We start from the raw sequence: 19,391 nt of genomic DNA, 5'->3' as shown, positions 1-19,391 counted from the left end.
TTTTTCGGCTCTTGCGGTAAGGTAACCGGCCATCAAGACCGTGTTACCTTCAAAGAAAGAGAGCAGGATGCTTGCCACAATAAGAAACTACCCCCGCGCCGTGAACCTGCTGTTGTCCGCCACGTTGCTGCTGACGCTGGCCAAGGCGATTACCTTTCCCTACCTGGTGATCTACCTCACCCGCCAATTTGCCCTCGACATCACCCAGGTCGGGCTGGTGATCGGCAGCTCGTTGATCCTTGGCTCGCTGCTCAGCGTATATGGCGGTTTTCTGGTCGACCGCATCAACAGTTATCGACTGTTGCTGGGGTTGAGCGTGCTGTTTGGGCTGGGATTTATCGGTACGGTGCTGGCGCAGAACATCTGGGCGTTCTACAGCTGCCTGATCCTGATCAACCTGGCCTACGCGGTCATCGATATTGCGGTAAAGGCCGGTTTTGCCAGCTTGCTGCCGGAAGATGCGCGCAGTGAAGTGTTTTCCATCAAGTACACCCTGACCAATATCGGCTATGCCGCCGGGCCGTTCTTTGGGGCGATGGTGGCCAAGCTGGATATCAGCCTGCCGTTCATCCTGTCGGCGTTGTTGGGGGCGGGGTTTTTCCTGCTGTACTGGCGTTGGGGCGATCGCACCCTGGCGACCATCGATGTGACGCAAAAGCCGGTGCCGTTCCTGGCCGTCGGCCGCGTGCTGCTGCGTGACCATCGCCTGGTGTGCTTCACCCTTGGGGGTGTGCTCAGCGCCGTGGTGTTCGGCCAGTTCACCGCCTACCTCTCGCAGTACCTGGTCACCACCACCAGTGCTGAATACACCTACACCGTCATCAGCGCCGTGCTCACCACCAACGCGGTGCTGGTGATCGCCTTGCAGTACGTGATTGGTCGACGTATTTCCCACCGTTACCTCAGCCAATGGCTGATCGCCGGCCTGGGCATGTTCATGCTGGGCTTGATTGGTTTTGCGCTGTCCACCAGCGTGCTCTGGTGGGTGCTGGCGATGGCGGTCTTTACCGTGGGGGAAATCATCGTGTTCCCGGCCGAATACATGTTTATCGACCGGATCGCCCCGGACCACCTGCGGGGCATGTACTACGGGGCGCAGAACCTGTCCAACCTGGGGGCGGCGTTGGGGCCGGTGTTGTGCGGGCTGGTGCTGGCCAGCCTGCCGGCCCATTACATGTTCTACATGCTGGGGGCGTTCATCGTCGCGGGCGGGGTGTTCTATTTCATTGGTTCGTCGTTGAAGGCGCGTCTTCCAGCGTGACCTTGCCCATGTTGTTGCTTTGCAGTTCGTAGCGCAGTTCTTCCACCATCTTTTCCACGTCTTGCGGGGTCTGCAGCCGGTTGGTGCTGATCCCCGTCACCACCAGGTCCACCCGGCCGGTGTCGGCGTCGTAGACCTTGAGGGTCAGCGACGCATCCCGGCACAGGGTGAACTCGCATGTCAGCGGCGCGAGGCCTTCTTCGATGCAATTTCGCAGTTGAGAGAGCGTAAACATGTGGGTTCCTTCAGGGTGTCGTTTTACGACGGCACAGGTTGAAAGCCCTGTACTCACACCCTGAAGGTTAGGGATTGGGACTGCGCGGGATAAGGCGAATTCGCACTAACCGCACTAGTGCATTTGCACTTTTATCGGGTTTTCTTAACCCGCAGTTCACCGGCAAACAGCCCGCGTTCACGGGCCCAGACAATCGCTGCACTACGGCTATGCACCCCCAGTTTCGAGTACACCGTGGCCACATGGTTACGCACCGTGTTGGGCGCCAATTTCAGGCGTGAGGCGATCTCCTTGTCGGCCAGGCCCTCGCAGATCAAGCCGAGTACATCGCGCTCGCGGGCGGTCAGGTCGGTGAAGGCCACGTTCGGCAGGTTGGGGCTGTTGACGCTCTTGGCATTGGCCAGTTTCTCGATCAGGGTCTGGCTGAACCAGGACGCGTCCTGCATCACTTCCTCGATGGCCGCCACCAACTCCAGCTCCGAGCGCTTGCGTTCGGTGATGTTCATCATCACCAGCAGATAGCAGGGCACATCCTCAATGATCACCGTGTCTGCCGAGACCACGCAGTCGATGACCTCGTTACCTTTCTTGCGCACCTTGAGGTCCTGGCCATCGAGGTTGCCGGCTTTCTCCAGGGTGGCGAACAACTGAGCGGCCGCCTCCTGGTTGTCGATGAAGTTGATGTCTTCGATGGATTTACCGATCAGCTCTTCGCTGGTGTACCCGGTAATGGTCATGAACGCTTCGTTGACATCCACCACCTGGCGGTTGGCGGCGCTGCACACCAAGGTGGGCACCGGCGTCAGGCGAAACGACTTGGCGAAGCGCTCTTCACTCTGGCGCAGGGCGATTTCGGCCTTGCGGCGTGGCTCCAGGTCGGTGAAGGAAAACAGCATGCAGTCTTCCTCGTTCATGTCCAGCGGCTGGCCGGCGACGATCACCAGTTTGCTGCCGCCTCCGGGCAGTTTCAGCTCGGCCTGCATCTGCGGGATGGTCGCGCCTTCCCCCAGGCGCTGAACGGCCAGCTCCCTGCGTTCGGCATGCTCCAGCACGTCCAGTTCATACACGGAGCGGCCGATCACCTGGTCACGGTTATAGCCGGTCATCTCCAGGAAGCCCTGGTTCACTTTGATGTAGCGCAGGTCGCTCAGGCGGCAGATCACCGCCGGCGCCGGGTTGGCGTTGAAGGTTTTCTCGAAGCGCTGTTCGGCGCTGGCCCATTCGGTGGCGTCGCTGAGGATCAGCACCAGCAATTCAGGCGTGCCGTGGGAATCGCTGATGACCAGGCTGCGAAGGCGGTGAACCCAGGTTTTTTCTTCATCGGCGGTGGGCATGACCTCCACTACCACATCACTGAATTCATCGCCTGCCGCCACGCGGGCGAGGGGGTAATTCTCCAGGGGCAAGGGATGATTATTGCGATAGCGCAGGCTAAACCGTTCGGCGTATTCCTGGGTATTGGCACCCAGTGCCGTGACGTCCTCCACACCGTGCATGGCCAGCGCGGCTTCATTGGCCCAGAGAATGGTCTGGTCGACTTCGGCCAGGATGATCCCGTCGGACAGCCCGGAGATGATCTGCTGCAGTTGGCGGCGATTGGTTTCTTTGGCGAGGACATCCTGGGTCATGGTTTCTCCGGGTTTTAGACGCATGAAAGTACGACAGCCCGGTGTCAGGATAGTGCAGGGTAATTGCGCGGCGTGGGGTGCGAATGCACCAGATGGCCTGGTGCCTTTGCGCGAGGATGAGCGGGTGTCTGGCTCGCCAGACTGAGACGGTCAATCACTGTAAAAGGATCGTGGTGGCCTGCACGGTGTACTGCTCAAGCGGGCGACGCGCTGAAACAATGGTTCGAGCGTGTGAAAGCCTCTGGTGAACCTGCGTTGAAGGCGGAGGATAGAGACGCGGTGGTCAACATCGTTGCCGCCCGTACCTGCAATAGCAAAGAGGAAGCGACCCACATCGTCGACAATTACGCCAGGCTTATAAGCAGGCCATCCAAAAGGTCGATGAGCTGAAGCAACAGTCCACCAGGCGCATGACCGAAAGCACGGTCGACAAAAGATCGGGGCACAAAAACTCACACTAGTGCGCTGGCATAAGGGTTTTGGACACCGTCATCATTACGTCACACAAGCCCGCTTGACGGTAGAGCGGGCTTTTTTATTGGTGTGTCTCGTGTGTACAAAAAACGCATTGCCATTTGGCGGTGTGTAATATACACACCTAAGGGTGAGGCAATGAGAAGTCGAGAGGTGATTGACCTGCTGGTTGCGGATGGTTGGTTTGAGGTGGCGGTGAAGGGCAGTCATCATCAGTTCAAGCACCCCGTGAAGCGGGGAAGAGTCACCGTCCCTCATCCCAAGTCAGAGATTGCCAAGGGCACTCTGCACAGTATTCTCAAATCAGCCGGTCTCAAATAATTGCCTGCTGGATGAATTGGGCGAGCTCCCACGGGCTCGTTCAGAGGAGGAACAATGAAATTCCCAGTGGTAGTACACAAAGATGCTGATTCGGATTACAGCGTGACCGTCCCTGATGTGCCGGGGTGTTTCTCGGCGGGCGGGTCTTTTTCCGAAGCGCTGGACAATGTACGTGAGGCATTGGCTCTCCACCTCGAAGGCCTGGTTGCCGATCAGGAACAGCTTCCTCAGGCGCTGGAGGTTGATGCCCATTTGGGTAATCCGGATTTTGCCGGTGGTGTCTGGGCGATAGTCGACTTTGACCTCACGCCTTATCTGGGGAAATCAGTGCGGTTCAATGCCTCTCTGCCGGAACACCTCTTGCAGCGGATTGACGAGCGTGTGCAAAAGGATCATCGCTATGCATCGCGGTCAGGTTTTTTGGCGACGGCAGCGCTGCGTGAGCTCTCTGCGTAAGTAAGCACAAGCGAGCACTCTGTATCGGCTTATGGCGTGTTCAAGTCGGGCCGACGCTATATCTACGGGATTTTTGTGGGGGGGGCAGTACTAAAGCAACGGGGCTGCTGCGCAGCCCAACGGAAGCAAGCTCCCTCGCTTGAGCGACGCAATCGCTTGGGATTCTCTCGGAAACGTCCTGCAAGTTAAAGGGAAATGTCAGGGCTGCGACTGTTCCTGCACTTGTCAAACCCCACCGATTCTGGGAAAACCCCAGCCTTTACACCTTCAACGAGAACCACCATGAGCCCCGACGAACTCCAGATCACCGACACTCGCCCAGGCACCGGTAAAGCCGTGGTCAAGGGCGCACTGATCACCACCCAGTACACCGGCACCCTGGAAGACGGTACGGTCTTCGATTCGTCCTGGGAGCGGGGCAAGCCGTTCCAGTGTGTGATCGGCACCGGGCGGGTGATCAAGGGCTGGGACCAGGGGTTGATGGGCATGCAGGTCGGCGGGGTGCGCAGGTTGTTTGTGCCGGCGCACCTGGCCTATGGCGAACGGTCGATGGGCGCGCATATCAAGCCCAACAGCAATCTGCGCTTTGAGATTGAGTTGTTGGAAGTGCTGACGCGGGACGATTAATTTCGCAAAAACCTGGCCCACCACCTCGTACGCAGCTGCCACCTCACATTCAAGCATCGGCGGCTTCAGGCTGGGGGTTCCTGAACCCTCCCTGAAGAATCTTCTTATTCACCATATGGAAACTTTCCTACGGTTTACTCTCCTTAAATCGGGGCGTAAGCTTCGCGCGTTTTCATCAATAGCGGAGACCCTCAGTGGGTACTTGTTCGAGTGACAGTTGTCGGCCGGTCTCGGTAACCGGCACATACTTGGCAAGATAACGCGCATTTTTTTCGATGCCGTTGTCTCGCCACCTAGCGAGAAGCGGCATCCCGACAGCGGCCAGTCCTGGCCCCTGTGCGATCCCTCTCATCGACGCTGACCAGCACCCGATTAGCCTCGGGATGCTACGGACGCGCCTGCCTTTTTCGGCGGGCGGGCTGGGCTGACTGTGCCTACGAAGCGGGCGCGGTGGGGCAGGCAGTACCTGCACGAAGGTTTTTTCCTCGCGCAGGAGTAACACACCATGAACCTCACTCTGTTGAAAGAGTTCTTCGCCGGCTTCCTGCGGACCCGGCATATCGCCCGGCATTTCCGTCGCCTGGCGATGCTCGAAACCGTCACCGATGCCAGCGTCAGCCGCGAAGTGCCGCCCACCCTGGCGCAAACCCTGGTGGTCGCGGCCAATAGCAGTGCCGTGCAATTGCTCGGTACGTTGGGCAGCCATACCGAGGGCTTGAGCAGCCTGGAAGCCGATGCCCTGCGCGTGCAATACGGCCTCAATGAAGTCGAGCACGAGCAGCCGCTGCCGTGGTGGGTGCACCTGTGGCATTGCTACAAGAACCCGTTCAACCTGCTGCTGACCTTGCTGGCGGTGATCTCCTGGCTGACCGAAGACATGAAGGCCGCCACGGTGATTTTCTCCATGGTGGTGCTCTCGACCCTGCTGCGCTTCTGGCAGGAGGCCAAGTCCAACAAGGCCGCCGATGCCTTGAAAGCCATGGTGAGCAACACCGCCACGGTGCTGCGCCGCGATGATCCCAAACGCGTCGAATTGCCCATCAAGCAGTTGGTGCCGGGCGACCTGATCGTGCTCTCTGCCGGGGACATGATCCCCGCCGACTGCCGCGTGCTCAGCGCCAAGGACCTGTTCGTCAGCCAGGCGGCGATGACCGGTGAATCGATGCCGGTGGAGAAGTTCGCCCAGCAGCACGACACCAACACCCGCAACCCGCTGGACCTGGAGAACATCCTGTTCATGGGCACCAATGTGGTGTCCGGCGCCGCGACGGCGGTGATTCTGACCACCGGCAACAGCACCTATTTCGGTGCGCTGGCCCAACGCGTGACGGCCACCGACCGTGCGACCACCTCGTTCCAGCACGGCGTCAACAAGGTCAGCTGGCTGTTGATCCGCTTTATGTTCGTGATGGCACCGCTGGTGTTGTTCATCAACGGTTTCACCAAGGGCGACTGGACCGAAGCGCTGCTGTTCGCGCTGTCGATCGCCGTGGGCCTGACCCCGGAAATGCTGCCGATGATTGTCACGTCCACCCTGGCCAAGGGCGCGGTGTTCCTGTCGCGCAAGAAGGTCATCGTCAAGCGCCTGGATGCGATCCAGAACTTTGGCGCGATGGATGTGCTGTGCACCGACAAGACCGGCACCCTGACCCAGGACCGGATTTTCCTGGCGCGTCATGTGGATGTGTGGGGCGAAGAGTCCGACGATGTGCTGGAGATGGCTTACCTCAACAGCTACTACCAGACCGGCCTGAAAAACCTGCTGGACGTGGCGGTGCTGGAGCATGTGGAGGTGCATCGCGAACTGAAGGTCGGCACCGCGTTCCAGAAGGTGGATGAAATCCCGTTCGACTTCAACCGCCGCCGCATGTCGGTGGTGGTGGCCGAGCAGGGCCGGCCGCATCTGCTGATCTGCAAAGGTGCGGTGGAGGAGATCCTCTCGGTGTGCAACAGCGTGCGTCATGGTGATGTCAACGAAGCGCTGACCGACGAGCTGCTGGCGCGCATTCGCCAGGTCACTGCCGCGTTCAACGAAGAAGGCCTGCGGGTGGTGGCCGTGGCTGCGCAACCGATGGCCCCGGGGCGCGACACTTACAGCCTGGCGGATGAAAACAACCTCACGCTGATCGGCTACGTCGCGTTCCTCGACCCGCCCAAGGAAAGCACTGCGCCCGCTCTCAAGGCGCTGAAAGCCCATGGTGTGGCGGTCAAAGTGCTGACCGGCGACAACGAGCTGGTCACCGCTAAAATCTGCCGTGAAGTGGGTCTGGAGCAACAGGGCCTTTTGATGGGCAACGACATCGAGGACATGACCGACGCCCAGTTGGCCAAGGCCGTGGAAACCACCAATGTGTTCGCCCGCCTGACGCCCAGCCACAAGGAACGCATCGTGCGCCTGCTCAAGGCCAACGGGCATGTGGTGGGCTTTATGGGGGACGGCATCAATGACGCGCCGGCGCTGCGGACGGCGGATATCGGGATTTCGGTGGACAGCGCGGTGGATATCGCCAAGGAAGCCGCCGACATCATCCTGCTGGAAAAGAGCCTGATGATCCTGGAGGAGGGCGTGCTGGAGGGCCGGCGCACCTTCGCCAATATGCTCAAGTACATCAAGATGACCGCCAGTTCCAACTTCGGCAACGTGTTCTCGGTGCTGGTGGCCAGTGCGTTTATCCCGTTCCTGCCGATGCTGCCGATGCACCTGCTGGTGCAAAACCTGCTGTATGACATCTCGCAGATCGCGATCCCGTTCGATCACGTCGACGAGGAAATGCTCGCCAAACCACAACGCTGGCAGCCAGGGGATGTGGGGCGCTTCATGCTGTTTTTCGGGCCGATCAGTTCGATTTTCGACATCACCACGTTCGCACTCATGTGGTATGTCTTCGATGCCAACACCCCTGACCACCAGACGCTGTTCCAGTCCGGCTGGTTCGTGGTGGGGCTGCTGACCCAGACGCTGATCGTGCACATGATCCGCACCCCGAAAATCCCGTTCCTGCAAAGCCGCGCGGCGATGCCGTTGATGGTGATGACCGCTGTGATCATGGCCGTGGGGATCTTCCTGCCGATGGGGCCGCTGGCGCATTACTTCAAATTGCAGGCGCTGCCGTCGCTGTACTTTGTGTTCCTGCCGGTGATCCTGCTGGCGTACATGGCGCTGACCCAGGCGGTGAAGGGCTACTACATCCGTAAGTTTGGCTGGCAATGAACAGGGACGGTTTCCCATGCAAGCAATCGACAACATCAACCTCAACTCCCTGATCGATACCCTGGTCAGCCTCACCGCTGCCTTTATCCTCGGTGGCCTGATCGGCTTCGAGCGCCAGTACCGCCAACGCACGGCGGGCCTGCGCACCAACGTACTGGTGGCGGTGGGCGCGGCGATTTTCGTTGACATGGCCAACCGCCTCGGCGGTGCGGAAGGCGCCGTGCGGGTGGTGGCGTATGTGGTATCGGGCATCGGCTTTCTGGGGGCCGGTGTGATCATGCGTGAAGAAGGCAATGTGCGCGGTCTCAACACCGCCGCCACGCTCTGGGCGTCGGCGGCGGTGGGGGCGTGCGCCGGTGCCGACCTGGTCCTCGAGGCGCTGTTGGGCACGCTGTTCGTGCTGGCGGCCAATACGCTGCTGCGGCCCATCGTCAATAACATCAACCGCCAACCGCTGGATGTGGTGTCGGCGGAGGTCACCAACATCCTCTATGTGATTGCCCGGCGTACCCAGCAAACCGCGGTATTGGCGTTGCTGGAAGCTGAACTGGCGCGCTGTAACTACCCGGCCAGCGATGTCGATGTACGACCGTTCGGCGCCGAGGAGGTTGAAATCGAAGCCACACTGGCGGTGACCTCGGTAGACGGTGACGAGTTGGACGCCCTGGTGGCGCGAATTTCCCGGTCGACCCTGGTGGTACAGGCGTTCTGGAGCCCCAGCACCACCGAGTAGCTTCTGGAGGACTCTGAGGAAAAGTCCTACATTTAGTCGAGATTATCCCTTCATTTGAAAAAGCACGCGGTTGCTAAGGTTGCGCGCTTGCGCCTGTTCAGGAATTAAGGCGTGGCTTCACATGTTTACTGTGTTTTTCAAAAGGAGGGGCCTGTACTGCCTGAGGTGTTTGACCGAGTAATCAGTGCCGCTTGTCGGAACTGTTACTTTTCACAGGTAGTGGGGTCTCGCGTGATATGTAAGCGTACTGATCTTCCCAGGGGAGTCTTATGAGCAACAAAGCTTTAATCGTGGATGATCACCCTTTTATACGCGCCACCGTGAAGTATCTGTTGAAGCAGGAAGGCTTCGATACCATCTACGAAGCGGGGAACGGCGCTGACGCCATGCAGATTGCTCGTGAAGAACGTCCGGACCTGGTCATTCTCGACCTGGCGATGCCCAAGCTCGGTGGGTTGGAGGTGATCAGCCGGATCAAGGCACTGGAGTTGCCCTGCAGGATCCTGGTGCTGACCTCGTATCTGGCGGTGTTTTTTTCCACTCGCTGCATGCGCGCCGGGGCGATGGGGTTTGTCGCCAAGACCGGTGAGCTGGATGAGCTGCAAAAGGCGATCAGGGCGATCAGGTCCGGCTACAGTTGCTTCCCCAGCCTGCCCACCAGTTCGGTGCGTCGCGACGACCTGCAATCGACCGAGCAGGAGTTGGTGGAGGCGCTATCCGATCGCGAATTGACCGTCCTGCAAAAGCTGGCGCTGGGCCTGGGCAACAAGGATATTGCCGACGACATGCTGTTGAGCCACAAGACTATCAGTACCTACAAGACGCGGCTCAAGGAGAAGTTGCGTATGTCGTCGGTGGTGCATCTGTCCAAGTTCGCCCAGCGCAATCATCTGATCTGAAATGGTCACCTCCCGGCGTGTGAAACGCGCGGCCATCCTGCTGATGGGGCTGTTGCCGTGGGCGGTGATGGCTCTGGAGGAACCGCACGATCTGAAACTTCTGGGCCACTCCACCCTTGAAAACTCTTCCCTGGTGTTGGACGAAGCCGACTGGCGCTGGTTGCGTGAGCGCCGCACACTCACGATGGGGGTGTCGGCGCCCGACTACGCGCCCTTTGACCTGAGTAACAACCAGGAGCTTGAAGGCATCACGGCCGATTTTGCGGCACTGGTTGCCCAGGCGCTGAATATCACCATCGACGTGAAGCGCTACGACACCCGCGATGAGGTGATCGACGCGCTCAAGACGGGCGCAGTGGATTTCGTGGGGTCGGCCAACGGGTTCGAGGCGGCCGACCCGGAGTTGGTGCTGTCCCGATCCTACGCCAACGACCAACCCGCATTGGTGACGCGTGCGGGAGAAAACCAGGCGCTGAAGGCTGACCTTTCAGGCAAGCGCCTGGCGATGCTCTACCACTATATGCAGCCTGAGGCCGTCCAGGCCTTTTACCCCGATGCGCAATTGCTCTTGTTTGCCTCGACCTTCGAAGCGCTTGGTGCCGTTGCGTTCGGCCAGGCGGATGTGTACCTGGGTGACGCCATCAGCACCCGCTATCTGATCAACAAGAACTACCTTAATAACGTGCGTATGGCGGATTTTTCCGCATTGGAGGTCAACCCTTTCGGGTTTGCATTCGCCAAGGACAATACCCGCCTGTTGGGCATCATCAACACCGCGCTGGCTGCCGTTACGGCCAGCGAGCATATGGAAATCCTGCGCCGTTGGAGTGCCGGTGGCAGCGGATTCCTGGAGGCGGAGCAACTGCGCTTGAGCGCAAGTGAACAGCGCTGGCTGGAGAAGCATCCGCGGGTGAAAGTGGCGGTGCTCGACAAGTTCGTGCCGTTGTCTTTTTTCAACGAACAAGCGCAATTCGAAGGGTTGAGCGCCGAGGTGCTGTCGCGCATCAGTTTGCGCACAGGTTTGAAGTTTGATGTGGAGCGGGGCAGTTCGCTGCCCCGGCAAATTGAACAGGCCAGTACCGGTCGCGTGGACATGCTGGCGGTCGTCACGCCGAGTGTCGAACGGTCTGAAAAGATCCGTTTTACCCGACCTTATCTGTCCAGTCCCTATGTCTTGGTGGTGCGCACCGACGACGAGCATCTGGTTACCCTGGAGGATATGACCGGCAAGCGCCTGGCGGTTCTTCGCGGCAACAGCCTGGCCGCGCAAATCAGCCGGGACTACCCAGGCATCGGGTTTGTCGACGTGGAGAACCCGGAGCAGGCCATGGAATTGGTGGTCAACGGCAGTGTCGATGCGACCGCGGTTTCACTGATGAGCGCGCGCTACATGATCGCCCGTAATTACCGCAAGCGGCTACGCATCACCAGCACTATCGGGAGCGAGCCTGCGCGCGTGACCTTTGGGGTCAACCGCAGCCAACTGGAGCTGTACTCGATCCTCGACAAGGCGTTGTTGAGCATTACGCCAGAAGAAATGGACGAGCTGACCAACCATTGGCGCAGCGAGATCATCATCGAAGACAACTACTGGACACGTCACCGCAACATCATCCTCCAGGGGTTTGGCTTGGCCGCACTGCTGCTGCTGGTCACCCTGGGATGGGTGTTCTACCTGCGCAGCCTGATTCGCAAGCGCGCCCAGGCCGAGCGTGCGTTGAGCGACCAGATGCGGTTCATGAGTGTGTTGATCGACGGCACGCCGCACCCGATCTATGTGCGCGATCGCCTGGGCCGCCTGATGGCCTGCAATAACGCCTACCTGGATGTGTTCGGCTTCAAGTTGGAAGACGTCATCGGTAAGACCGTGGTGGAAACCGACACGGGTAACGCGCCCCAGGCCCAGTCGTTCCATGCCGATTATTTGCGTTTGATGGAGTTGGGCGAGCCGCAGGTTCATGACCGTGTGCTCAAGGTGCCCGGCGGCGAGGTGTTGACCATCTACCAATGGATGCTCCCGTACCGTGACAGCAATGGCAGCGTCGTGGGCATGATCGCCGGCTGGGTGGATGTCAGCGAGCGCCAGCGCTTGCTGGGGCAGTTGCAGGTGGCCAAGGAGGAGGCCGACACCGCAAACCGTGCCAAGACCACTTTCCTGGCGACCATGAGCCATGAGATTCGCACGCCCATGAATGCGGTGATCGGCATGATCGAACTGGCTCTGAAGAACGCCGAGCAGGGCGTGGCTGACCGTGATGCGTTGGAGGTTGCGTCGGTGGCGTCCCGGAGCATGCTGGAGTTGATCGGCGATATTCTCGACATTGCGCGAATCGAATCCGGCCACCTGTCCCTGAGCCTGGAGCCGGCCAATCTGTACGAACTGCTGGCCTCAGTGGCGCGGGTGTTCGAGGGGCTGGCGCGGGACAAGGGCCTGGTGCTGCAGGTCGAGCTCGACCCGTTGATCGACCGGCCCGTGCTGGTTGACCCGCTGCGCTTCAAGCAGGTGGTGTCCAATGTCTTGGGTAACGCGATCAAGTTCACCGCCTTCGGCCAGGTGCGCCTGGGCGCCCAGGGTGCACCGGTGTTGGCCGACGACCAGTTGCACCTGCGGTTGTGGGTGGAGGACACGGGTATTGGCATCAGTGCCGAAGATCAGCAGCGTTTGTTCAACCCCTTTATCCAGGGCAGCAACAACGAACAGCCGGCGCGAAGCGGATCGGGCCTGGGGTTGGTGATCAGTCGTAACCTGTGCGAGATGATGGGCGGTCAATTGCACTTGAGCAGTGTGCTGGGCAAGGGCACGCGGGTGGATGTGACGTTGACGTTGGCGCTGACCTCGGCCGTGCCAGCCAATGTACCGGTCCCCCACGTTCCGCCAGTGCGCGGGTTGAATATCCTGGTGGTGGATGACTACCCGGCCAACCGCTTGCTGCTGGCTCGACAGCTGAGTTTCCTGGGGCATCGCATCACCTTGGCCGAGGACGGCGCCCAAGGGTTGTCACTGTGGCAGGCCGGACATTTTGACGGCGTGATCACCGATTGCAATATGCCCTTCAAGGACGGTTACGCATTGGCGCGTGATATTCGCGCACAGGAACGCCGGCGTGGGCTGGCGCCGTGCCTGATTCTCGGGTTCACCGCCAATGCCTTGTCGCAGGAAGCCGAACGCTGCCGGCAAGCAGGCATGGACGGTTGCCTGTTCAAGCCGACCGGGCTTGAGGACTTGCGCCTGGCCTTGGCATCACGGACCGCTGGCGTGCTAACGGATGAAGTGGAAGTGGCGTTTGATTTAAGTTCACTGATCATGCTGACGCAGGGTGATAAGGATGCTCTCAACGAGCTGCTGATGCCGTTGCTCAAGAGCCTCGAGGAAGACCGTGCGCTGTTGCCGTCCCTGAAATCGCCGGCTGATTTCGCCAAGCTCCATGACTTGGCTCACCGCGTTAAAGGGGGCGCGCGCATGGTCAAGGCTCAGGTGTTGATCACGTGCTGCGAGACATTGGAAAGCGTGTGTGAGCGGCACGACAGCGATGCATCGGACGCTGCGGTAGAAGCGGTAGCTTCGGCCATCGAACAGTTGCATCACAGCCTGGGCCGGTATGGCAATCAGGCTTGACTGCGGGAGCTGGCCATTCGGTTGATTTGGGAGAACTCCTACGCGAAGGGGGAACATGCCTGATTTTGTCTTCGGGATATGTCTGGAAAATGGGCCTCGCTCACTGACGAGCGCTGCCTGCCCAGGGGTTTGCCATGCCGAACAAAGCACTGACCATCCTGATTGCCGATGAACAGCACCTGCAACGGTTGTACATCGAAAAAATGCTCAATCAGTTGGGGTACCACCGGATCGTGCCGGTACAGACCTTCGAGGAAGTCCAGATACTCACGGCTATCCCGGCCGAACCTTTCGACGTGCTGATCATCAATGCGGGGCTGACGGCCCAGGCCTGTGGGCCGCAGCCCCAGGTGCGCCATGTATTGGTCTACGATCACCTGGATGTGGGCGCGCATCCCGGTGTAACGCCGGCGGTGCTGGTGCGGCTGCCCGGCGTGCCGGACAACGTCAATCTCGAACACTTCATGGACATCATCGACCCACCCGAGGCCACGGCCGGCCTGCGGGTATTACCATGGCTGCGCGAGTTATCCCGCACACCGGTGGCCGGGGCTTAGTCCCACTTCGGCGCGATGCCCTTGGGGCTGGTCAAGCGCTGGCCCCGTTCCAGCCCGGCAATGTGCGCCATGTCAGCAGCGCTCAAGGTCAGTTGCAGGGCCTTGAGGTTGCTTTGAAGGTTGGCACGCTTGGTTGAGGACGGGATGACCGCATAGCCCAATTGCATGGCCCAGGCCAAGGTCACTTGCGCCGGGGTGGCCTGATGGCGCTCGGCGATCTGCTGGATCACCGGATCCTTGAGTACTTCACCGTAGGCCAGGGTCATGTATGAGGTGATCTGGATACCGTTGGCGGTGGCGAAATCCACAACCTGCCGGTTTTGCAGATAAGGGTGCAATTCGATCTGGTTGGTGGCGATGTGCTCGGCACCCACGGCTGCGATGGCCTGCTTCATCAGGGCGATGGTGAAGTTGGAAACACCGATCTGGCGTGTCAGGCCCAGGCGTTTGGCTTCCAGCAACTGCTCCATGAATTCGGTGACGGGCACCTGGTCTTCCGGCGATGGCCAGTGGATCAGGGTCAGGTCCAGATAATCGGTCTCGAGCTTGCGCAGGCTTTCCTTGAGGCTTGGGATCAGTTGGCCTTCAGCAAGATTGGCAATCCAGATCTTGCTGGTGATAAACAGCTCGTCCCGCGGGATGCCGCTGGCGGCGATGGCCCGGCCAACGTCTGCTTCATTTTCGTAGATCTGTGCGGTGTCGATGACACGGTAGCCCAGTTCCAGGCCGGTGCTGACGGAATCGATCACCACCTGGCCTTGCAGGCGAAAGGTGCCGAGGCCGAAGGCAGGGACTTTTGGCGTGAGGGTAGACATCGGTAACTCCAATAGGGCCGTAGGCAATGGCGTTGAGTATCCCCTCGTCGTTGCTTCGGAAACACCGTCGACGCCGAAAAGGACTCTTGCCTGCACGTCACGAATGGCCTGTGGGCCGCAGGTTCTCATGAGGCGCTGTACCTGCGGCAGCAGCGCCTCGATCGATCAGCCTTAAGCGCGCAGGCGCTCGGCAGCCGCACGCAGCAACTGCTCGGTGGCGGCCCAGCCCAGGCAACCATCGGTCACCGACACCCCGTATTTCATCGACGGGCTCAAGGGTTGGCAGCCTTCGAACAAATGGCTTTCGAGCATCATGCCGATCAGCGAGGTATCGCCCTGCAAGCGCTGCTCCAGCACATCGTTGAACACGGCCGGTTGGCGCAGCGGGTCCTTGTTGCTGTTGGCATGGCTGCAGTCGACCATGATCCGCGGGGTGACCTTGGACTTGGCCAGGTCGTGTCTTACCCGCGCCACGCTCTGTACATCGTAGTTCGGCCCGTGATGCCCGCCGCGCAGCACCAGGTGGGTGTCGGGGTTGCCCGGGGTCTGGATGATCGCCGGATGGCCTTGGCTGTCGACGCCGAAGTGGCGGTGCGGGTGGGACGCCGAGCGCATGGCGTCACAGGCAATCGCGACGCCGCCATCGGTGCCGTTCTTGAAGCCCACGGGCATGCCCAGGCCGCTGGCCATCTCGCGATGGATCTGCGACTCGGTGGTACGCGCGCCAATCGCCACCCAACTGAGCAGGTCATCGAAGTAACCGGCGGCCATGGGTTGCAGCAACTCGGTGGCGACCGGCAGGCCCAGGCGCAGCATTTCGCGCATCAGCTCGCGGGACAGGGTCAGGCCGGCGGCCATGTCATCGCTGCCATCCAGGCGAGGGTCGTAGGCCAGGCCTTTCCAGCCGATCGTCGTGCGGGGTTTTTCGACGTAGGCGCGGATCACCAGCAGCATCTGGTCGCCGACGTCGAGGGCCAGTTTCTTCAGGTTGCGGGCGTATTCCATGGCCGATGCCGGGTCATGGATCGAGCACGGACCGACAATGACCAGCAAGCGTGAATCTTCGCCATTGAGGATAGCGCGCACGGCTTGGCGATGGGCGTGGATCTGTTCGTTGAGGAACGGGCTGAGGGGCAACTGGTGCTTGAGCTCAAGTGAGCTGGGCAGGCGCTGGGTCAGGGCTTCATTGGCACTGTTCAAGGCAGAGAGGGGCAGAGCGGCGACGGAGGAGTTCATATTCAAGGTTTCCTGGGCAAGCGGCGGGCTATTCCCACGCGCTCGGCCTACTGGGGTGTTCGACAATTCGCCGTATCGGCGATGTGTGTTGGTTTGCCACCGATAGGTGACCGATCGGAGGCGGCAGGCTGTCCCGAGCGGAGCTGGCTAAATCGCCAGGCAGTGCAGAGGTCGTAGCGGTAATAGGTGGCGTAGTTCATGTCGTGATTCCCTTAAGTGTTCTTGATCAAGTTGAAAGGTTTATGGAGGCCTGAAAAAACAAAACCCCCGGTCGGGGAGCCGACCGGGGGTTAGATTTCTCTGGTAGGCGACCCCTTGGTAAGTGGGCGCCGATTTCAGGTATCAGGCGCGCCAGTGGCTAAACCAATACCCAAAATAAAAGCTGACCAGTGCGCTCGAACCGTTCACGCGGGTAGCCGACACCGAGCGCTGGGCGCTGGCAGCAGGGCAAACCTGAGTGTGGGTGAGTTGCAACATGGTGTGTCTCCAAATCTATGGGGGGAGCTTACTCGAGGCACGCAGGCAGATTCAATCAGTAATTTCTATTGCGGTGGGGGACTTACGGCTATGGGGGGAGTGCCGATATGCTGTTTGCTCTTTGATACTGATTGCTTGGACGCGACCATGACTGCCTTCACCCTTGCTGTTGCTCAATCCATTTCCATCGCGGGCGATGTCCCGGCCAATATTGAACGGCACCTCGCATTTATGCGCACGGCGGCGGAACAGGGTGTGCAATTACTGGTGTTCCCCGAGTTGTCGTTGACGGGGTATGAGCCGTCGCTGGCCGCTGAATTGGCGATCGCACCAGAGGACAAGGTGCTGGCCCCCCTGCGCGAGATGGCGTGTGAGCTGCAACTGACGGCGGTGGTGGGAATGCCGATCCGACTGACGCCAGAGGCGGGCGTGCTGATCGGTGCGTTGGTGCTGGGAGCGGATGGCTCCCTGGCGGTCTACACCAAGCAGCATCTGCATGCCGGCGAAGAGGCTGTGTTTGTCCCAGGGCAGGGCGGTGCGGTCCTTGAGCGAGGGAATGAGCGGATTGCGCTGGCGGTGTGCGCAGATCTTTCCCAGGCCAGCCATCCCCGTGCCGCGGCGCGAGCGGGCGCCACGGTGTATGCCGCCGGGGTGTTGATCAGTGAGGGCGGCTACGCCACGGACAGTGCGCTGCTCCAAGGCTATGCCGCTGAACATGGCCTGCTGGTGTTGATGGCCAATCATGGCGGCCCGTCGGGTGGCTGGGCCTGCGCCGGTCGCAGTGCGATCTGGGCCGCCAATGGCCGTTTGCTTGCTGCTGTACCCGGCGTGGGGGATGCGTTGCTGATTGCCCGTCGCGATGGCGGGGGTTGGGTCAGCCACGTGATGGCTCTCTAATGGCTTTTCACCTGCGCGCTGCAACGGACCAGGACCTGCCCTTTGCGCGGAAGTTGACCCACGAGGCCATGGCCCGCTACTACCTGCAGTACGGGTTGTGGTGGTCCAACGACGGCTTTGATACGGCCTGGGCCGATCGGGAAAACTGGCTGATTTGCCGGGACGACAGGGTCTTGGGCTTTATCAGCCTGAGTCGCGACAGCCGGGCCCTCTATATTCGCGAGTTGCATCTGCTCGAGGCGTATCGCGGGTTGGGCGCGGGTGGCTGGGTGTTGGAGCAAATGGCGCTCAAGGCGCAAGCGTTGGGACTGCTGCGTTTGACCGTATTCAAGACCAACCCGGCCAGGGGGCTCTATCAGCGCATGGGGCTCAGCATCGTAGGTGAAGAGGACTGCTTCTGGCGTATGGAGCGTGTTTGTCGCTCAAGCTAAAGCGTGCAACCACTCCTTATAAGCGCATACTGGCCTCAGGCGCCGATTTCCTGATCGTTGTTCAGGTCTCCCGTCTCAGCAAGGATGATCCCTTCTTTCATGCCCAAAAGGACCGCTACCTTGTGGGCTTCCCCGCGCCGTCCCTTTTTGCGCCCAGCGAGCACTTGATAGGTGGTTGCCGGATCTACGCCATGTTCACGGGCGAACGCTTGAACTGACTTTCCTTGATGTTCCAGCCAGGCCTTGGCTTGTGCAGCGGTACGGATTCCGGGCATAGTTCAAAACCGTTCAAGTTTGTTTAATGAAGAGATGAATGTGTCACCTCTTGGGGTGTGCCAAATAGGATCATACATCCAAATGAGTGGAATCGGTTCGCGTTTACGGCAAGAAAGGGAGCGGCTTGGCCTGTCGCAAAAAATGTTTGGTGAAATCGGAGGCGTTGAAGCCAACGCACAAGGTAAATATGAAAGTGGAGGGCGTGCGCCTAAAGCGGATTACCTGTCTCGTGTCGCCGAAAGAGGCGTGGATGTGCTTTACGTGTTGACCGGCGCAGCCACGCCGATTCAATTGGAGAATCTGAGCCAGATTGAAGAGAAAGTCCTCGGGGATTATCGCGCAATGTTCAAGGAAGACCAGGCTGCGATCCGTCGCCTGACCTCGACGTTGGCCGAGCATTCGATTGCGATGAATGGAAAACCCAAGCCCCAGCCCCAGGATTCCTGACCCTTCGCCCAGCAAAATGAGCCATCCGCCGCCCGGCGGTTGGCTGTCGCTCAATCAATCTCTCTCTATATGACGCGTGCTATTAGGTCTGTGCCTTGGTTTTTTGCTAAGGTGTTCAGCAACCTATAAGACCATTTCGCGAGGTGTCTGCTTGATTAGGGTGCTAGTAGTCGATGACCATGATCTCGTTCGTACAGGCATTACACGAATGCTGGCTGACATCGATGGCCTGCAAGTAGTCGGTCAGGCCGAGTCAGGCGAGGAATCCCTGATCAAGGCCCGGGAGTTGAAACCCGATGTGGTGTTGATGGACGTCAAGATGCCTGGCATCGGCGGTCTTGGCGCGACGACCAAATTGCTGCGCAGCCATCCGGACATCAAGGTCGTGGTGGTGACTGTGTGCGAGGAAGACCCGTTTCCGACACGCCTGCTGCAGGCTGGCGCTGCCGGTTACCTCACCAAAGGTGCGGGCCTGGCGGAAATGGTCCAGGCCATTCGCCTGGTGTTTGCCGGCCAGCGCTATATCAGTCCGCAGATCGCCCAGCAATTGGCCATCAAGTCCTTCCAGCCCACCAGCGACTCGCCGTTTGATGCGCTGTCGGAGCGGGAAATCCAGATTGCCCTGATGATCGTCGGTTGCCAGAAGGTACAGACGATCTCCGACAAGCTGTGCCTGTCGCCCAAGACCGTCAACACCTACCGATATCGCATCTTCGAGAAGCTCGCCATCAGCAGTGATGTTGAATTGACCCTGCTCGCGGTGCGCCACGGCATGGTGGACGCCAGCGCCTGAC

19 protein-coding genes and 1 pseudogene are annotated in these 19,391 nt (G+C 59.9%); 14 read left to right on the top strand and 6 right to left on the bottom strand.

Annotated features, from left to right (window positions below; all coding sequences use genetic code 11):
* The first annotated feature begins 67 nt into the window (after positions 1-67).
* Entirely contained in the window at positions 68-1,261 is a 1,194-nt protein-coding gene (locus AC07OP_RS20035; RefSeq protein WP_027603186.1) for an MFS transporter, read from the top strand.
* Here AC07OP_RS20035 and AC07OP_RS20030 read toward each other — a convergent pair.
* On the bottom strand, positions 1,224-1,496 hold the full coding sequence (locus tag AC07OP_RS20030) for a DUF1652 domain-containing protein (RefSeq protein WP_027603187.1): 273 nt from the start codon (positions 1,494-1,496) through the stop codon (positions 1,224-1,226). The two genes, AC07OP_RS20035 and AC07OP_RS20030, sit on opposite strands and share 38 nt — an antisense overlap.
* A gap of 131 nt (positions 1,497-1,627) precedes the next feature.
* On the bottom strand, positions 1,628-3,124 hold the full coding sequence (locus tag AC07OP_RS20025; RefSeq protein ID WP_495102270.1) for a PAS domain S-box protein: 1,497 nt from the start codon (positions 3,122-3,124) through the stop codon (positions 1,628-1,630).
* A gap of 195 nt (positions 3,125-3,319) precedes the next feature.
* Here AC07OP_RS20025 and AC07OP_RS20020 point away from each other — a divergent pair.
* From AC07OP_RS20020 to AC07OP_RS19980, 9 genes and pseudogenes are all read left to right on the top strand, one after another.
* A pseudogene (locus AC07OP_RS20020) lies at positions 3,320-3,546 on the top strand (hypothetical protein); the annotation flags it as partial.
* 190 nt (positions 3,547-3,736) lie between these two features.
* Entirely contained in the window at positions 3,737-3,919 is a 183-nt protein-coding gene (locus AC07OP_RS20015; RefSeq protein ID WP_115487910.1) for a type II toxin-antitoxin system HicA family toxin, read from the top strand.
* 54 nt (positions 3,920-3,973) lie between these two features.
* Entirely contained in the window at positions 3,974-4,375 is a 402-nt protein-coding gene (locus AC07OP_RS20010; RefSeq protein WP_065947540.1) for a type II toxin-antitoxin system HicB family antitoxin, read from the top strand.
* Between the two features lie 282 nt (positions 4,376-4,657).
* Positions 4,658-5,002 (top strand): FKBP-type peptidyl-prolyl cis-trans isomerase, encoded by a 345-nt coding sequence (locus tag AC07OP_RS20005; RefSeq protein WP_065926228.1) that lies wholly within the window; start codon positions 4,658-4,660, stop codon positions 5,000-5,002.
* A gap of 505 nt (positions 5,003-5,507) precedes the next feature.
* Positions 5,508-8,213: a magnesium-translocating P-type ATPase gene (gene mgtA / locus AC07OP_RS20000; protein WP_495102269.1), complete on the top strand. Its 2,706-nt coding sequence runs from the start codon at positions 5,508-5,510 to the stop codon at positions 8,211-8,213.
* A 16-nt stretch (positions 8,214-8,229) separates the two neighbouring features.
* A complete protein-coding gene (locus AC07OP_RS19995; protein ID WP_065942150.1) occupies positions 8,230-8,946 on the top strand; it encodes an MgtC/SapB family protein in 717 nt (238 codons plus the stop codon).
* Between the two features lie 269 nt (positions 8,947-9,215).
* Entirely contained in the window at positions 9,216-9,845 is a 630-nt protein-coding gene (locus AC07OP_RS19990; protein ID WP_115487913.1) for a response regulator transcription factor, read from the top strand.
* 1 nt (position 9,846) lies between these two features.
* Entirely contained in the window at positions 9,847-13,461 is a 3,615-nt protein-coding gene (locus AC07OP_RS19985; protein ID WP_495102268.1) for a transporter substrate-binding domain-containing protein, read from the top strand.
* Positions 13,462-13,595: 134 nt separating this feature from the next.
* On the top strand, positions 13,596-14,018 hold the full coding sequence (locus AC07OP_RS19980) for a chemotaxis protein CheY (protein ID WP_495102267.1): 423 nt from the start codon (positions 13,596-13,598) through the stop codon (positions 14,016-14,018).
* Here AC07OP_RS19980 and dkgB read toward each other — a convergent pair.
* The 3 genes from dkgB to AC07OP_RS19965 all read right to left on the bottom strand — a co-directional run bounded on the left by dkgB (position 14,015) and on the right by AC07OP_RS19965 (position 16,546).
* Positions 14,015-14,833 carry a 2,5-didehydrogluconate reductase DkgB gene (dkgB, locus tag AC07OP_RS19975; RefSeq protein ID WP_495102266.1) on the bottom strand — a complete coding sequence of 273 codons (819 nt, stop codon included), beginning with the start codon at positions 14,831-14,833 and terminating at the stop codon, positions 14,015-14,017. The genes AC07OP_RS19980 and dkgB overlap by 4 nt on opposite strands.
* Before the next feature lie 171 nt (positions 14,834-15,004).
* Positions 15,005-16,069 carry a 3-deoxy-7-phosphoheptulonate synthase gene (locus tag AC07OP_RS19970; RefSeq protein ID WP_495102265.1) on the bottom strand — a complete coding sequence of 355 codons (1,065 nt, stop codon included), beginning with the start codon at positions 16,067-16,069 and terminating at the stop codon, positions 15,005-15,007.
* A 342-nt stretch (positions 16,070-16,411) separates the two neighbouring features.
* Positions 16,412-16,546 carry a hypothetical protein gene (locus AC07OP_RS19965; RefSeq protein ID WP_256585361.1) on the bottom strand — a complete coding sequence of 45 codons (135 nt, stop codon included), beginning with the start codon at positions 16,544-16,546 and terminating at the stop codon, positions 16,412-16,414.
* Between the two features lie 147 nt (positions 16,547-16,693).
* Between AC07OP_RS19965 and AC07OP_RS19960 the strand changes: the two genes are divergently transcribed.
* The gene (locus tag AC07OP_RS19960) at positions 16,694-17,443 is read left to right on the top strand and encodes a carbon-nitrogen hydrolase family protein (RefSeq protein ID WP_495102264.1); all 750 of its coding nucleotides are present in this window, start codon (positions 16,694-16,696) and stop codon (positions 17,441-17,443) included.
* Positions 17,443-17,874, top strand: a complete 432-nt coding sequence (locus AC07OP_RS19955) for a GNAT family N-acetyltransferase (protein WP_495102263.1) — start codon at positions 17,443-17,445, stop codon at positions 17,872-17,874. The genes AC07OP_RS19960 and AC07OP_RS19955 overlap by 1 nt, the downstream gene beginning before the upstream one ends.
* Positions 17,875-17,909: 35 nt before the next feature.
* Here AC07OP_RS19955 and AC07OP_RS19950 read toward each other — a convergent pair whose 3' ends face one another.
* Entirely contained in the window at positions 17,910-18,149 is a 240-nt protein-coding gene (locus AC07OP_RS19950; RefSeq protein ID WP_495102262.1) for a DNA-binding protein, read from the bottom strand.
* 82 nt (positions 18,150-18,231) lie between these two features.
* Between AC07OP_RS19950 and AC07OP_RS19945 the strand changes: the two genes are divergently transcribed.
* Positions 18,232-18,597, top strand: coding sequence for a helix-turn-helix domain-containing protein (locus tag AC07OP_RS19945; protein WP_495102261.1), 366 nt, complete (start codon positions 18,232-18,234; stop codon positions 18,595-18,597).
* 151 nt (positions 18,598-18,748) lie between these two features.
* Positions 18,749-19,390, top strand: coding sequence for a response regulator transcription factor GacA (gene gacA, locus AC07OP_RS19940; RefSeq protein WP_003190387.1), 642 nt, complete (start codon positions 18,749-18,751; stop codon positions 19,388-19,390).
* Position 19,391: the final 1 nt, after the last annotated feature.

Source organism: Pseudomonas sp. GW821-FHT09D08, assembly GCF_059416305.1.
This window is presented reverse-complemented; position numbering and strand designations above follow the sequence as displayed.